This is a genomic window from Anabaena sp. 54, from assembly GCF_017355725.1.
In the GTDB taxonomy this organism is placed as follows: Bacteria; Cyanobacteriota; Cyanobacteriia; order Cyanobacteriales; family Nostocaceae; genus Dolichospermum; species Dolichospermum heterosporum.
Map to the genome: position 1 here is coordinate 208,295 of NZ_JAAVWA010000001.1, position 15,829 is coordinate 224,123.

Consider the following 15,829-nt stretch of genomic DNA (forward strand, 5'->3'; position numbering starts at 1 on the left):
GGGACTGGATTTTTGTTTTCACTCTTCACAAGGGACTAAGGGGGGTAAATCCTTTCACAAAAGCGAACTAAAGAAAGGTAGCCACATAAGGCTAATTCTCAAAGATATTTAATAAATTTTAACCATATTTTAAATTAATACTTGTGAAATTAATTACGATTCATCGTATACTGAGGGTGTTGAAAAACTTGGGAGTTATTCCATGTTGCCGCCAGCATCCAGTGTGAGAGTTAGTTATCAGCAACAGCATTATTGCCAAGATGATATTACCAGCATCTCGGCCGGGTTTTCCTTACTATCAGGGATTTTCGCCCATGGAAACCCTCAAAACCTAAAAATTTACCCACCTAATCATAGTTTCCCGATTGTATTATCTGCCACTCAAACAGCTTGGGTAGGTATGGCTTGTTTTGGGATCTTTTCCTTGGGGTTGATGAATGCAGGGGTTGTTCAAGCACAATCAATCATGAGTCAAATCCCCACCAGACCCACATTAACGACACCTGAACCCCCTCTACCCACTCCCCAACCCACAGAAGAACCGAAACTGGAAACCCCACCCTCTCCAGTCACTCCCTCTCCTTTGGAAAATATTCCGGGGACTGTGAATATCAAGGGATTTGAATTTGTTGGTAATACAGCCTTTACCCAGGAAAAATTAAGATCAGCAGTCAATGATTTAATTGATCAAGAAATTACATTTCCTGATTTAATATCAGTAGAATCTCGCATAAATAACCTGTACCGGAATCAGGGTTATATCAACTCTGCGGCGGTGATTGAGCCTCAAAATATTTCCGCTCAAGGGGGAATAGTTAAGGTGACAATTATTGAAGGAGGCATCGAAAATATTGTTATTAAAGGGACTCGACGCTTAAAATCTGATTATATTCGTTCCCGGTTGGGTTTAAGCACAAAAGCTCCCCTCAATCAAGAGCGCATTCTTCAGGCTTTACAACTGCTGAAAACTGACCCACAAATTCAGGATATTTCTGCACAAATATCACAGGGAGTGCGACCGGATTTAAGTGTGTTAGAAGTTACGGTCAAAGAAGCAGATACCTTTCATATTGATATTTTCACCAATAACGGCCGCGCTCCCAGTGTCGGTAGTTGGCGACGGGGAACGACAATTACCGACAATAATCTGTCTGGTTGGGGTGATAGTTTTAGTCTTAGTTACTCTAACACCGATGGTAGCAACGCCTTAGATGTCAGCTATGGTTTACCACTAAATCCCCGCAATGGGACAATTAAAGTCTCTGGAGGAATCACAAGAACCAGTGTCACAGAACCACCCTTTGATCAACTAGATATTACTGGTAACTCCAGTTACTACGAAGTAGGTTTTAATCAACCATTATGGCAAACTCCTAGTCAAGAATTGGGTTTAGGTCTAGCTTTTTCCCGACAAATCAGTAAAACTAAACTCGGTCCAGACGGTTTTCCTTTGTCTATTGGTGCAAATGACAACGGTGAAACTCGCATTTCTAAAATTGCCTTTTCTCAAAATTGGGTGACACGCAACTCAAAATCTGTACTAGGTCTTTATTCTCAATTTAATTTTGGACTAGGGATATTGGATGCTACTACCAATAATAACGGTATTCCCGATAGTCGTTTCTTCGCATGGCGTGGACAGGGACAATACGTACGTTCTTTAAATCGCCAAAATGATATGTTACTGATGGTGCGTTCTAACTTACAGTTGAGCAAAGAGAGTCTTGTACCTCTAGAACAGTTTGGTATAGGGGGATTATCCAGCGTCCGGGGTTATCGTCAGGATGCTTTATTAAAGGATAATGGCTTCTTACTATCTACAGAATTTCAGTTTCCTATTATACGTACAATCAATCAGCAAAGTGGATTATCTCTTATTCCCTTTGTAGATTTTGGCACGGGATGGAGTAGTGGTAACACTAAGGTAAATCCTGGTAATACCAACAAAGATGGCTCTTTGGTCGGTGCTGGTCTGGGTTTACAGTGGAAATCAGATCAACTCAAGGCTCGTATTGATTGGGGACATACTCTAATTGATCTGAATTCTCAGGATAAAACATCATCAGAAAACCGTTTATACTTCTCTGTGGAGTCAAGATTATGAAGCTTAACCTATCTGGAACAACCCTAATTCAACAATTAATATTACAGATTGTCACTGGCTTGATTGTCGCTGCTAATACTGGGATAGTTAAGGCGCAACTGACACCGGATAATACCGTTGGTTCTACTACTAGAAGTGATACTGTTAAGGGACTTACCAGTGATATCATTGAGGGAGGAGCAACCCGTGGTACTAATTTATTTCACAGTTTCACTAATTTTAATGTAGATGCTGGTAAGGGAGTTTATTTTAGTAACCCTGCTGATATTAACAACATTTTAACCAGGGTTACTGGCAGCAGTCAGTCAAATATTTTCGGAACTTTAGGGGTGTTAGGTAATGCTAACCTGTTTTTAATTAATCCCAATGGTATTAGTTTTGGTCCAAATGCTCAGTTAGATGTCAAAGGTTCTTTTGTCGCTTCCACTGCGGATAAAATTGTTTTTGATAACTACGAGTTTACTACCACTAATCCCACAGCGCCACCGTTGTTAACTGTGAATATTCCTCTAGGGTTAGGTTTCCGCAATAATCCTGGGGATATTAATGTTAATCTAGCTGGTTCTACCCTAGCATTTAATAACGGTCAGGGATTGAAAGTTCCTCAAGACAAAACCTTAGCGCTAATTGGTGGTAATGTCAATATTAATGGTAATGGTGTTGATGCACAAGGATTGAGAGCGGGAATTTTATCACCGGGAAGTCAGATACAATTGGGTGGTTTAACCCAGACGGGAACTGTTAATTTCAACGAAAATTTCTACTCAACCTTTCCTCAAGGTGTGACTAGGGGAAATGTCAGTTTAAGTAATGGTGCTGAAATCAATGTCCGTGCTGCTGGTGGTGGTAGTATTACCATAAATTCCCGAAATTTGAATGTGAATGGGAATAGTAGGGTGCGTGGGGGGATACAAAAGAACTTAGGTTCAGCAAATGCTCAAGCAGGGAATATTGAGATTAATAATATTGAGCAAGTCACCCTAGATAATGCCGCTATTGCTAATATTGTAGACGAGTTTGGTAAGGGGAATGCTGGGGATATTAATATCCACAGTTCATCTTTAACTTTGAAAAATGGTGGTACGATTAATACCAGTGTTTTTGCTGCCTCTAGTGAAGGGAATGGGGGTAACGTCACTATTGATACTGCAAATTTAACTCTGGAAAATGGTAGTTTTATTAGTGCCGATACCAATGGTAAAGGTAATGCTGGAAATGTTGCAATTAAGGCTAACCAAGGGGTAAATGTCCGGGGGGGGCTATCTAGTGACGTAAAAGGTACAGCACAAGGGACTGGGGGTACTGTCACCATTGATACCTCAACTTTAACTCTGGAAAATGGTGGTTATATTAGTGCCGATACCAATGGTAAAGGTAATGCTGGAAATGTTGCAATTAAGGCTACCCAAGGGGTGACTGTCGGGGAAAACGCCCTGCTATCTAGTGGGGTAAACGATACAGCACAAGGAAATAGCGGGGGTATTACTATTGATACCTCAACTTTAACTGTAGATAAGAATGGTTTGATTAATGCCAGTAACTATGGTAAAGGCAATGCTGGGAATATCGCAATTAGCACTACCAATTTAACTCTGAAAAATGGTGGTTATATTAGTGCCAGTACCTATAGTAAAGGTGATGCTGGGAATATCGCAATTAAGTCCACCCAAGGGGTAACTATTGGGGGATTTCTATCCAATGGAGTAACGGATACAGGAGAGGGAAATAGTGGGGGTATCACCATTGATACTTCAACTTTAACTGTAGATAAGGATGGTTATATTAATGCCAGTACCTTTGGTAAAGGTGATGCGGGAAATATCACAATTAACGCTACCCAAGGGGTAACTATTGGGGGAGGGCTATCCAATGGAGTAACGGATACAGGAGAGGGAAATAGCGGGGGTATTACTATTGATACTTCAACTTTAAATTTGGAAAATGGTGGTATTATTAGTACCAATATTCTTGGTAAAGGTAATGCTGGGAATATCACAATTAACGCTACCCAAGGGGTGACTGTCGGGGGACTCCTAACTAGTGGGGTATTCAGTACAATAGAGACAATAGATAGAAATAGCGGGGGTAAAGTCACCATTAATACTTCAACTTTAACCCTGGAAAATGGTGGTTCTATTAATGCCAGTACCTTGGGTAAAGGTGATGCTGGGAATATCGCAATTAAGGCTACTCAAGGGGTAAATGTCCGAGGAAGGCTAACTAGTGACGTAAAAGATAAAGCACAGGGGAATAGTGGAGGTATTACTATTGATACTTCAACTTTAACCCTGGAAAATGGTGGTTTTATTAGTGCCAGTACCAGTGGTAAAGGTAATGCGGGAAAAATCGAAATTCAAGCTACTGAAGGGGTAACTATTGGGGGATTTCTAACTAGTGGGGTAAATTATACAGGAGTGGGAAATAGTGGGGGTATTACTATTGATACTTCAACTTTAACCCTGGAAAATGGTGGTTTTATTAATGCCAGTACCTTTGGTAAAGGTAATGCTGGGAATATCGCCATTAAGGCTTCCCAAGGTGTAACTATTGGGGGATTTCTAACTAGTGGGGTATTCAATACAGGAGTGGGAAATAGCGGGGGTATTACTATTGATACTTCAACTTTAACCCTGGAAAATGGTGGTTTTATTGATGCCAGTACCAATGGTATAGGCCATGCAGGAAATATTGACATTACCGCAAAAGATAGTGTAAAAGCAGATGTAAAAATAGATGGTTTTAGCGGCATTCGGAGTAATGTAAATCCAGGTGCCAAAGGTAATGCAGGAAACATTAAAATTGACTTAAAAGCAGGTTCTTTGTCTTTAACTAATGGTGGTGGGATAACGAGTTTTATCCGTGGTTATGAAACACTTCGAGACGGCACAATTGTTAAACAACGAGGAGACGGAAAAGGCGGCAAGATAACTATAAACGCTGGTGATATAAACATCAAGGGCTTTCCTTCTCAAATTAATACTAGTACTGCTGGTATAGGCGATGCAGGAGATATTGACATTACAGCAAGTAACATTACTATTGATGATCAAGGTTTTCTTAGTAGTTTAGTATCTCGAGGTTTTAATGATAACTCCTTCACGTTATTCAATGACGGTGAAGGAAAAGGGGGTAATATCAAAATTACAACCTCTAATTTAACCTTGGAAAATGGTGGTTTTATTGATGCCAGTACCAATGGTATAGGCGATGCAGGAAATATTGACATTACAGCAAAAGATAGTGTAAAAGCAGATGTAAAAATAGATGGTTTTAGCGGCATTCGGAGTAATGTAAATCCAGGTGCCAAAGGTAATGCAGGAAACATTAAAATTGACTTAAAAGCAGGTTCTTTGTCTTTAACTAATGGTGGTGGGATAACGAGTTTTATCCGTGGTTATGAAACACTTCGAGACGGCACAATTGTTAAACAACGAGGAGACGGAAAAGGCGGCAAGATAACTATAAACGCTGGTGATATAAACATCAAGGGCTTTCCTTCTCAAATTAATACTAGTACTGCTGGTATAGGCGATGCAGGAGATATTGACATTACAGCAAGTAACATTACTATTGATGATCAAGGTTTTCTTAGTAGTTTAGTATCTCGAGGTTTTAATGATAACTCCTTCACGTTATTCAATGACGGTGAAGGAAAAGGGGGTAATATCAAAATTACAACCTCTAATTTAACCTTGGAAAATGGTGGTTTTATTGATGCCAGTACCAATGGTATAGGCGATGCAGGAAATATTGACATTACAGCAAAAGATAGTGTAAAAGCAGATGTAAAAATAGATGGTTTTAACGGCATTCGGAGTGATGTAAATCCAGGTGCCAAAGGTAATGCAGGGAACATTGACTTAAACTTAAAAGCAGGTTCTTTGTCTTTAACTAATGGTGGTGGGATAACGAGTCTTATCCGTGGTTATGAAACACTTCCAAACGGTACAATTGTTAAACAACGAGGAGACGGGAACGGCGGGAAGATCACTATAAAAGCTGGTGATATAAACATCAAAGGCCGTTACAGTGACAATAATAGTTCATTTTCTTCTCAAATTAATACTGGTACTGGTGGTATAGGCAATGCAGGAGATATTGACATTAAAGCAAGTAACATTACTATTGATGATCAAGGTTTTGTTGGTAGTATAGTATATCGAGGTTTTAATGATAACTCCTTCACGTTATTCAATGACGGTGAAGGAAAAGGGGGTAATATCAAAATTACAACCTCTAATTTAACCTTGGAAAATAGTGGTCTTATTATTACTGATACTCGTGCTAACGGTGATGCAGGAAACATTAAACTTGACATCACAGACAACCTCAAATTAAGCAATAGTACCATCTCCTCCAGCGCTACTTCAGACTCTACGGGAAAAGCAGGAAACATTAACATTGACCCCACACTGATAGAATTGGATAGTTCTCAAATCACTGTGAATAGTCAAGGATCAGGCGACGGTGGTAATATTACTCTAATAGGAGATAACCTAAATCTGAATAATTCTACCATCTCAGCCAGTACCAAAAGTGGTCAGGGCGGTGATATCACCCTGAATATTCCCGATACTATCCGTCAAAATAATAGCAAAATTGAAGCTAGTGCGGGGGAAAATGGTAATGGTGGTAACGTGACAATTAACACTAAATTTATTATTGGTAATGGTGGTAACATTAGTGCCAACGCAACGCAAGGTAAGGGTGGCAATATCAAGATTACCACCCAGGGAATATTCGGGTATAAAGGTAAGCAAATTGACGCTAGTTCGGAAACAGGTGTTGATGGAGTTGTAGAAACGAATACTCCAGAAGTAGATCCTAGTCAAGGATTAATTGATTTACCGGAAAATTTACTGACTGCTACCATTATCACCAATTCTTGCCGTCAAGGACAAAGTTCACAAAATTCAAATTCATTAATAGTTAAAGGTCGAGGGGGTTTAGCCTTGACTTCAGATCAACTGCCTAGTAGTAGTGAGGTAGAAGTAAGTTTAATTGCGCCCACATCTGTAAAATCATCATCAGCAATTAACTCTACATCTGCAAACATGGAGAAAACAGCATTTAAAACCATTATTCCAGCCCAGGGTTGGGAAATCAATAGTCAGGGAGATGTGGTTTTGGTCGGTCATTCCACAGGAAACCCCGCTGAGAGAGTCAATACTGCTATTACTTGTGCATCAAATTAAGGTAGAGTTGAAAATGAGCATAAATCAGAAAACAACCCGGAAAACAACCCAGAAAAACAAATTTTCTCTGCAAAAAAAGATTCTATCGTTTTTTGCCACTGATTTTACTTTTTTGTTTTTCCCTGACTATTACTCCCGTAATTGCCCAAAATCAGACAAATAAACCGGATAATGGCCAATTAATTCAACAAGCAAGCCAATTGTATAAAGCTGGGAAATTTAGCGAAGCTATCCCAATTTGGGAACAAGCTATCCAGTCCTTACCCCAGGATTCTCTTAATCAAGCCTTAGTACGAAGTAATCTTGCTTTGACTTATCAGCAACAGGGAAAATGGGAATTAGCTAAGAGCGAAATTAACCTAAGTTTGAAGATTTTGGAGTCTGCTAAAATTACTACAGAACAACAGAGGGTTTTAGCTCAAGCCCTTGACATTCAAGGACAACTTCAGCAAAAAACCGGAGATTCTCAAGCAGCTTTAAATACATGGCAGCAAGCAGCACAACTATATCCCAACTCTGTAAATAATCAAATGGGGTTGATAAATCAGATTAACCAAGCTCAAGCTATGCAAGACTTGGGACTGTATCCGCGAGCTTGTCAAACTTTATTGGCTGTTCTTGGTTATACTGAGAAAAAATGTATGATTTCTGATGTAGAAATTAAGTGCGATTCGTTGTTAGTTGAATCACGGTATCCAGCCCGTACATAAGCTAACCAACCCAACTCTAGTAATAGAGGAAAGGTTGAACTCTCGGTCTGATATGGGTGTAAGTCCCATCTACCAGACTCAGGTATGACTCCCTATCTGCCTACGATGACCCGACTCGGTTTCGGGAGGTCGAAGCTAGGAACAGGGCGCAATCAGACATCCGTTGTGGGGTGACACTGGTGCTAATGGGGAGTTCCCACGGTGAAACAGAGCCTAGAAAAGCGACTAACTACGAAGCAGGACACAACATTAAAAATCCTGACTTAACTGGAATTAATTCCCGCCGCATCTTTAATTAATAGCGGCAAGAGTCTAGGGATTCCAGTAGTTGAAATGGCTACACCTAAAGGAACTAACAATCTAACCGAGGGAACGAATAAAAACGGATTGAGGGTCTTAGGGAGGTCGAACCCTAAAGTAGGCTAGACGAGCAGCGGAACTCCTTCAATTCGGGTAGGACAGACCGTAATTGGTCTGAGGTGTTCAGAATACACAAATTGGAGCAGAGCATGATTAGACACAGAGAAAACTCTAGTGAATCCTGGAAAACGTTACCTTGGAAGAAATTCCGCCGTAACCTATTCCGCCTACAAAAACGAGTGTACAAAGCGGTTCAAGTTGGCGACAAGCGCAAAGCTAAGTCCCTACAAAAGCTGATTCTGAAATCAACCGCAGCAAGATTACTGGCTATTCGTCAAGTAACACAGCTAAATGCTGGGAAAAAGACAGCGGGAATTGACGGGAAAACCGCGCTCTCATTCGAGCAAAGGTTTGAACTAAATGAAAAACTTAGAACAGAATGCAATAACTGGAATCACCAGGGATTGCGTGAAATACCCATCCCTAAAAAGGATGGTAAAACCCGGATTCTCAAAGTCCCCACTATTGCCGATAGGGCGTATCAATGCCTTATCAAATACGCATTAGAACCAGCGCACGAAGCAACCTTCCACGCATACAGCTATGGGTTTAGGACGGGGCGTTCGGCTCACGATGCCCAGAAAATCCTGTTCAACAACCTACGCTCATTTTGCAATGGAATAGATAAACGAGTTATAGAACTCGATATTGAAAAATGCTTTGACAGGATAAACCATACCGCCATCATGGATAAACTTATCGCTCCTAAGAGTATAAGACAGGGAGTATTCCGCTGTCTCAAAGCCGGAGTTAATCCAGAGTTTCCTGAACAAGGAACACCTCAAGGCGGGGTGGTAAGTCCACTTTTAGCTAACATCGCCTTAAATGGGATTGAAAGTATTCACAGATATCACCAGATGTCAGGCTACAGAATCACAGACAAGACCCCAAAGGAAAGGATTATTGAGCCATCAATTCGCTACGCCGATGATATGGTAATAATACTCAGACCACAAGACGATGCAACTGATATACTTGACAAAATCAGTCAGTTCTTAGCAGAGCGGGGAATGAAAGTCAGTGAGAAAAAGACAAAGTTAACCGCCGCGACAGAGGGGTTTGATTTCCTCGGCTGGAATTTTAAAGTCCAGAAAAACGGGAAGTTTAGATGCGTCCCATCAGCGGACAATTTCAAAGCTTTCCGCAAGAAAGTAAAACACATCGTCAACAACTCGAATTATGGTTCTACCACAAAGGCTGAGAAATTAGCCCCTGTAGTTAGAGGTTGGAGGAATTACCACCGCTTCTGCAAGATGGACGGGTCAAGAAACTCGTTATTCCACATCGAAACTAGAGCATTTAGGGTATTCAACAAGGAAACAAAGCAGAATCGCTACACTAGTAAGCAATTACTAGATAAGGCGTTCCCAGCAGTCCCTTACTCCGAAAATAAACATATCAATGTCAAAGGTGAAAAATCACCCTACGACGGAGATATAACCTACTGGAGCGAACGCAACAGTAAGTTATATGACGGTAACACCTCTAAAGCCCTCAAACGGCAAAACCATAAATGTGGTAATTGTGGGTTAAAAATGCTCAGTGATGAGAAGGTACACTTACATCATATAGATGGAAACCATAAGAATGGTAAACCTAAAAACCTTCTAGCAATTCATGAAAGCTGCCACGATTATATTCACATGAGCAAAAGCGAAAGCTAAGAACATCGGAAGCTGGATGCCGTGAAAGTGGCACGTCCAGATTTAACAGAGAGGGGCGCGGGATAATACCCGCCCTCGACTCTACCTACAATCAAGGATAAAATATCAGCTAATTCTGAGAAAACCTATCAAGCTAAGGCTTTCAGAAGTCTTGGTAATGTCATGCGTCTGACAGGTAATTTAGCAGAATCTGAAAAAATTCTCCAGGCTAGTTTAGATATTGCCAGAAAAAGTGGTTCTAGAGAAGATCAGAGTAAGGTTTTACTGAATTTAGGTAACACTCAACGGGACTTAGCTAATAGAAATATAGAACTAAATAATAAGGAAGGACTTGAATACCAAGAACAAGCCTTAGCTCAATATAAAGAAGCGGCTTCTCTTTCTTCTTCACCAACTGAAAAACCTCAGTCTCGTTCACTAACTGGAAAACCTCAGTCTCAGTTTCCTTCACCAACTGGAAAACCTCAGTCTCCTTTGCCTTCTTTACAGATTATAGAACTTCAATCTCAATTGGGTCAATTAGAAATCTTAATGGAACAGGAAAAATGGAAAGAAGCCACTGATTTAAAAAATCAAATCAAAGTTCCATTAACCTATTTATCCCCCAGTCGAGAAAGTATTTATGCTCAAATTAAATACGTGAAAAATTCTCTGTGTTTAGAGCAACAACAGCCGAATTGTCTGAAACCAACGACCCTAAATTTATCATCTGTGAAAGCAGAATCTTTCCAAGCAGCGGAGAAGATGTTAAATCAGGCTGATGAAGTTGCCAGTCAATTGGAAGACAAGGGGACACAATCTTCTATCATGGGATTATTGGGTCAATTAGCCGAAAGTCGTCAAGACTGGAATAGTGCTAATAATTACACCCAAAAAGCATTAGATTATTCTCGCCAAGCTAAAGCACCAGAACTAACCTATCAATGGCAATGGCAAGAGGGACGGATATTTAAGGCTCAAGGTAAAAATAAAGAGGCTCTTAACTCTTATAAAACATCATTAGCAACACTGAAATCTCTCCGCCGTGATCTTGTCGCTGTTAACCGAGACAGTCAATTTAATTTCCGGGAAAATACTGAGCCTGTTTACCTAGAATATGTGAGTTTACTTTTGCAACCGCAAGAAGTACCAGCAGAAGACCTGAAATTGGCTCGTGAAACCATTGATTCTTTAAAATTAGCAGAGTTAGAAAACTTTTTGCGATCAGCCTGTGATGATAATTCTAGCAGGTCAGTGAGTATTGATGAGGTGATTGATAAACAAGATCCTAACGCCGCGCTGATTTATCCTGTGCTATTAGAAGACCGTTTTGAGGTGATTGTCAAGTTACCCCAAAAGCCTTTAACTCGTTATACTTCCAAGATTGAGAAAAATAAACAAGATTTTGAGCGTCAGATTGCAGACGGAATAACTATTATTACCGCTGAAGATACTGGTAGTGGTCGTACATTACCCGTTATTGCCCAAAAATTATATGATTTGATCATTGGTCCTGGGGAAAAAGACTTACAGGAGAGTGGGGTGAAAACTTTAGTTTTTGTCCTGGATAGTTCTTTGCAAAACTTTCCCATGTCTGTGTTAAACAAGCGTCAGGAAAACGGTCAGCCAAAATATCTAATCGAACAGTATAATATTGCTTTAGCTCCTAGTTTGCAACTGGTGGACGTTCAGCGTTTCCAAAAGAAAAATGTCCCGGCCTTAATCGCTGGGTTGAGTGATTCACGAACTATTGAAGGTAGAGATTTTGGTGAGTTAAAGTCTGTGAAGGATGAAATTAACAACATTAAATCCCTACTGCCTAATTCAACTAAGTTACTTAATCAAGAGTTTACCAGCAACGCCTTGACTAATAGGCTTAATTCCTCCTCTTTTTCAATTATTCATCTGGCTACCCATGGTGCGTTTAGTTCCCAACCTGATCAGACTTTTATTGTTACCTCCGATAAGAAGCTAAGAGTCAATGAGTTAGATAATTTATTGCGTTCGAGAGATCCGGTGGAATTATTGGTGTTGAGTGCCTGTGAGACTTTAACGGGGGACAAGAGAGCATCTTTGGGATTAGCAGGTGTTGCTATCAGGGGAGGTACACGGAGTACATTGGGAACTCTGTGGCTAGTTGATGACAAGTCAACCTCCATGCTCATGGCTAAGTTTTATGAGGCTTTTAAGAATCAGAATATTAGTAAAGCTGATGCTTTACGTCAAGCCCAACTAGCATTACTGCAAAGTCAGGATTACAAAGATCCTAACTATTGGGCAGGTTACGTTCTTTTGGGTAATTGGTTGTAAGCTGTTACGCAGCTAAATTTGATAACCACAATTTACTTAACCTTTGTGGTGCGGGCATCTTGCCCGCTATAATTATACAAACTAAATGTACAAAAGATTCAATCCTCTTAAATCAAAATCAAAAAGATCCCCGACTTCTTTAAGAAGTCGGGGATCTGGGTTAAGTATTTGCAAAAAAACTGCTCAATTATCCTCAATTCAGAGGTGGTTCTTGGGCAATGTTTGCCTCTTCCAAGTGTTTAACTGATGTTAATAATTGCTCCCAATAATCCTGAACTGTGGGATCATTGGGTTTTTGACGACGTAAATCAGCCAAGGTGGTAATGGCATTTTCCCAAATTCCAGATGCAGCATAAAGCATTACTTGCTCTATAGGATTACTGGTCTGTTGGATGGCATCTGAGAGGTTATCATCTTTAACAACCTGAATTACACCAGTTAAGGACAGGCCTGCTTGTTTGCCATAATTAGAGCAATTTGCTGACAACATCCAATTGTATTTCTGATCCAGTTTTAATGGGCGATGATCAGGTACTTTGATACTGAAAATGCCACCTTGGGGAGGTGTTTTGAAATTCTTGGTGTACAAGGGTTCATCAGCTTCATCTCTGAGGACAAATTCGAGAGATTGAATTGGTTCAGCAGTTTTAGGAATGTAGAAAAAGAATGTCGGATGATTTGATGTCGTCAGTTGTGAGCTATCAGTATCAGACATAGCTGTTAAGGCTGTCAATTCTGATTGATGATTTTTCCCATCCAAACTACTAACAGCATTTAAGCAACTTCTTGTTGATCCTGTTCTGGTTGCTCCTTGTCTCAGTCTCATGGGTTTGGTGGGAACAAAGCTAAGTCTAAGTACCTTACCCCGGCCAATGTAGGCTTGTACATTTCTGATAGCATTTTGAGCATAGCGATCGCCGGGAATTAATTGTTCAGCCTCCTTGAAAGAAAGTAAAGCTGCTTTAAAATTTCTAACTGCGGTTTTTTTGTACCCTTCCCGCATATACTGATTGTAACGTTCACGGTTCTGATTATTGGGAGTAGCTAGAGCAACAGATGAACCGGGGGTGTGACTGACCACCTCTAAAGGTAGAGATAGAAACCCCGCTAGAAGTAATCCTGTCAGAATGGAGTTTCGCATAAAACAGATAATGATTGGTTGAAAAGTCCTTTGTTAATCAATCCTTAATGTCTGGAATCACCGAGATATGTAACTGTTAAGTTGCCGTTTATAGGGTCATTGTTCTGCAATCAGATAAAATCTGGATCTTTGCAGTTGGTTTAAGCTAGAACACAAAACATATTATACTCCATAATTTTAATGATGACGGATTTTAATTGATTAGTTTTAATTAAGTAAGTTAGCGTTAAAAATTGTCCTGATGACAAAGAAATAGGAAAGGGTGAACAGCGACAGAGAAGGCATTTTGGGCAATTTTACCTTCCGTTACTTATGTCGGTTTTCTGCTATTCACTTACTTATCAATTAATTTCTCTGTCAGCATATTAGACTGTAATCTCCATGATTTTCGACATCTTGTTACTTTTTGCTATACTGACACAGTAAGATTCTCGCATTTGTTACGCCATCAGAAAATCAACATGGCTAGTAGGTAACATATTAGTTTTATTTAATAGAGGGTAAATTAGTGAAGAAACAGTTAAACACTGTGTTACGGAAAACATCAAGTCTGGGGCTAATGTTACTACTCCCTATATTGGGAAATTTACTCTTTTTAGCTAATGCTAAGGCAGAGTTGAATAGTAGTCTGACAATTGAAGTAGAGGGACTCAGAAACAAATCTGGACAAATTTGTGCTACGCTTTTTGATAAAAGTCAGGGATTTCCTAGTGATAGTAAAAATGCTTTACAATCCCAATGTATCAAGATCACAAAAATATCTCAAAAACTGACTTTCGATAACTTGAGAGCGGGTAGTTATGCTGTTGGATTAATTCATGATGCCAATGAAAATGGTAATCTCGATACTGGTTCTTTTGGTGCGCCCATAGAAGGTTTTGGGTTTTCTAATAATCCAGAGGTTTTCACCGGACCGCCTAAGTTTAATGATTCGGCTGTTGCTGTATCTAAAACTACTACTGATATTAAGATTAAGATGAAATATTTCTTTGGTTCTTGATTGATATAGCAATCGTTCATACCCAGATCCCCGACTTCTAACATTGATTTATTATTTATGGACAGAATGAATCAAAGAAGTCGGGGATCTTATTACAATTTTGTATCCCCACATACAGCAAACAAATCCGAAAATAAAATAAAGAAATCCACCTTTCCACTACCAAAATAATAAAATAATAATAGTAGTAGGTAATACATAAAATCTATATTTACTGTCATCAAAACAGTGTTTATCAGGAAATGAGTACAACTAAATATATGGAAGAATATCTTGCCTAAATAGCTGTAAAGTCCTACAGGTTAAGAGGTTTCTGGTGAGTACAAAAAAGCTGCATCCCTGATCTGAAAATACCAGTACCCCTGTGATCAAAAGCTAGTACCCCTACCCCAAGAGAAAATGTAAAGTTCTGTTAAATAGGCAGTTAAACATATTGAGTACAAGCTTAATAAATTTAATAAATCTAATCTGCGTTGCTAATTCTGTCTGTTTGGAAGTTATCTGATATAAGCATGAAAACAGTACAGGATTTTTTCACCTAACAATACCAATGCACCAGTCATTAAACAGGATCATTAAGACTGAGACTGTAAATACAAAGCTACGTAAACATGAAGGTTTTAGATTTTTTTTAGAACCATTAATCAGTGATTTTCGGATTATTTTTGAGCGTGATCCAGCAGCACGTAATTGGTTAGAGGTCATATTTTGTTACCCCGGCTTTCATGCTCTGTGTTTACATCGTCTTGCACATTGGTTACATATCCACAATGTGAGTTTTATTCCCCGGTTGATTTCTCATTGGGGACGATTTTTCACAGGTGTTGAAATTCATCCAGGAGCAAAAATTGGTAAGGGTGTATTTATTGATCATGGCATGGGTGTTGTCATTGGTGAAACTGCCATTGTGGGAGATTATACACTCATTTATCAGGGTGTAACATTGGGAGGAACTGGCAAAGAAAGCGGTAAACGTCATCCGACATTGGGTAGTAATGTTGTTGTCGGTGCGGGTGCGAAAGTATTAGGAAATATCCAAATTAGCGATCGCGTCCGTATTGGTGCAGGGTCAATTGTCTTGCGTGATGTGCCTCCAGATGCCACTGTGGTGGGCATTCCTGGACGGATTATTGCTCCTAAGTCTAGTAACCCCATTTCCCCCTTAGAACATGGCAAATTACCCGATATAGAGGCAGGTGTGATTCGTTCTTTACTCTCGCGGATTGAGCAGTTAGAACAACAAGTCCAAACTCTCACTAATCATCACCAAGATGATCAATAAAGTTAACTCCATAAATTGTGAATT

At 39.7% G+C, this 15,829-nt stretch carries 8 protein-coding genes; 7 read left to right on the forward strand and 1 reads right to left on the reverse strand.

What is annotated here, in order from left to right:
* Window positions 1-202: 202 nt before the first annotated feature.
* From HEQ36_RS01180 to HEQ36_RS01200, 5 genes are all read left to right on the forward strand, one after another.
* A complete protein-coding gene (locus HEQ36_RS01180; RefSeq protein WP_205748392.1) occupies window positions 203-2,104 on the forward strand; it encodes a ShlB/FhaC/HecB family hemolysin secretion/activation protein in 1,902 nt (633 codons plus the stop codon).
* Entirely contained in the window at window positions 2,101-7,299 is a 5,199-nt protein-coding gene (locus HEQ36_RS01185; RefSeq protein ID WP_290706442.1) for a filamentous hemagglutinin N-terminal domain-containing protein, read from the forward strand. Before HEQ36_RS01180 ends, HEQ36_RS01185 begins: the two co-directional genes overlap by 4 nt.
* Window positions 7,300-7,391: 92 nt before the next feature.
* Window positions 7,392-8,009, forward strand: coding sequence for a tetratricopeptide repeat protein (locus HEQ36_RS01190; protein ID WP_290706443.1), 618 nt, complete (start codon window positions 7,392-7,394; stop codon window positions 8,007-8,009).
* Window positions 8,010-8,518: 509 nt separating this feature from the next.
* Window positions 8,519-10,093, forward strand: coding sequence for a reverse transcriptase domain-containing protein (locus HEQ36_RS01195; protein WP_290706444.1), 1,575 nt, complete (start codon window positions 8,519-8,521; stop codon window positions 10,091-10,093).
* Between the two features lie 162 nt (window positions 10,094-10,255).
* The gene (locus HEQ36_RS01200) at window positions 10,256-12,382 is read left to right on the forward strand and encodes a CHAT domain-containing protein (RefSeq protein ID WP_168635011.1); all 2,127 of its coding nucleotides are present in this window, start codon (window positions 10,256-10,258) and stop codon (window positions 12,380-12,382) included.
* A 193-nt stretch (window positions 12,383-12,575) separates the two neighbouring features.
* Here the strand turns inward: HEQ36_RS01200 and HEQ36_RS01205 are convergent, their stop codons facing one another.
* Window positions 12,576-13,523 (reverse strand): DUF928 domain-containing protein, encoded by a 948-nt coding sequence (locus HEQ36_RS01205; RefSeq protein ID WP_168635012.1) that lies wholly within the window; start codon window positions 13,521-13,523, stop codon window positions 12,576-12,578.
* A gap of 559 nt (window positions 13,524-14,082) precedes the next feature.
* On the opposite strand from HEQ36_RS01205, the gene HEQ36_RS01210 reads away from it, so the two are divergent.
* On the forward strand, window positions 14,083-14,523 hold the full coding sequence (locus tag HEQ36_RS01210; protein ID WP_053540242.1) for a DUF2141 domain-containing protein: 441 nt from the start codon (window positions 14,083-14,085) through the stop codon (window positions 14,521-14,523).
* A gap of 550 nt (window positions 14,524-15,073) precedes the next feature.
* The gene (gene cysE / locus HEQ36_RS01215; protein WP_053540243.1) at window positions 15,074-15,805 is read left to right on the forward strand and encodes a serine O-acetyltransferase; all 732 of its coding nucleotides are present in this window, start codon (window positions 15,074-15,076) and stop codon (window positions 15,803-15,805) included.
* Window positions 15,806-15,829 lie beyond the last annotated feature (24 nt).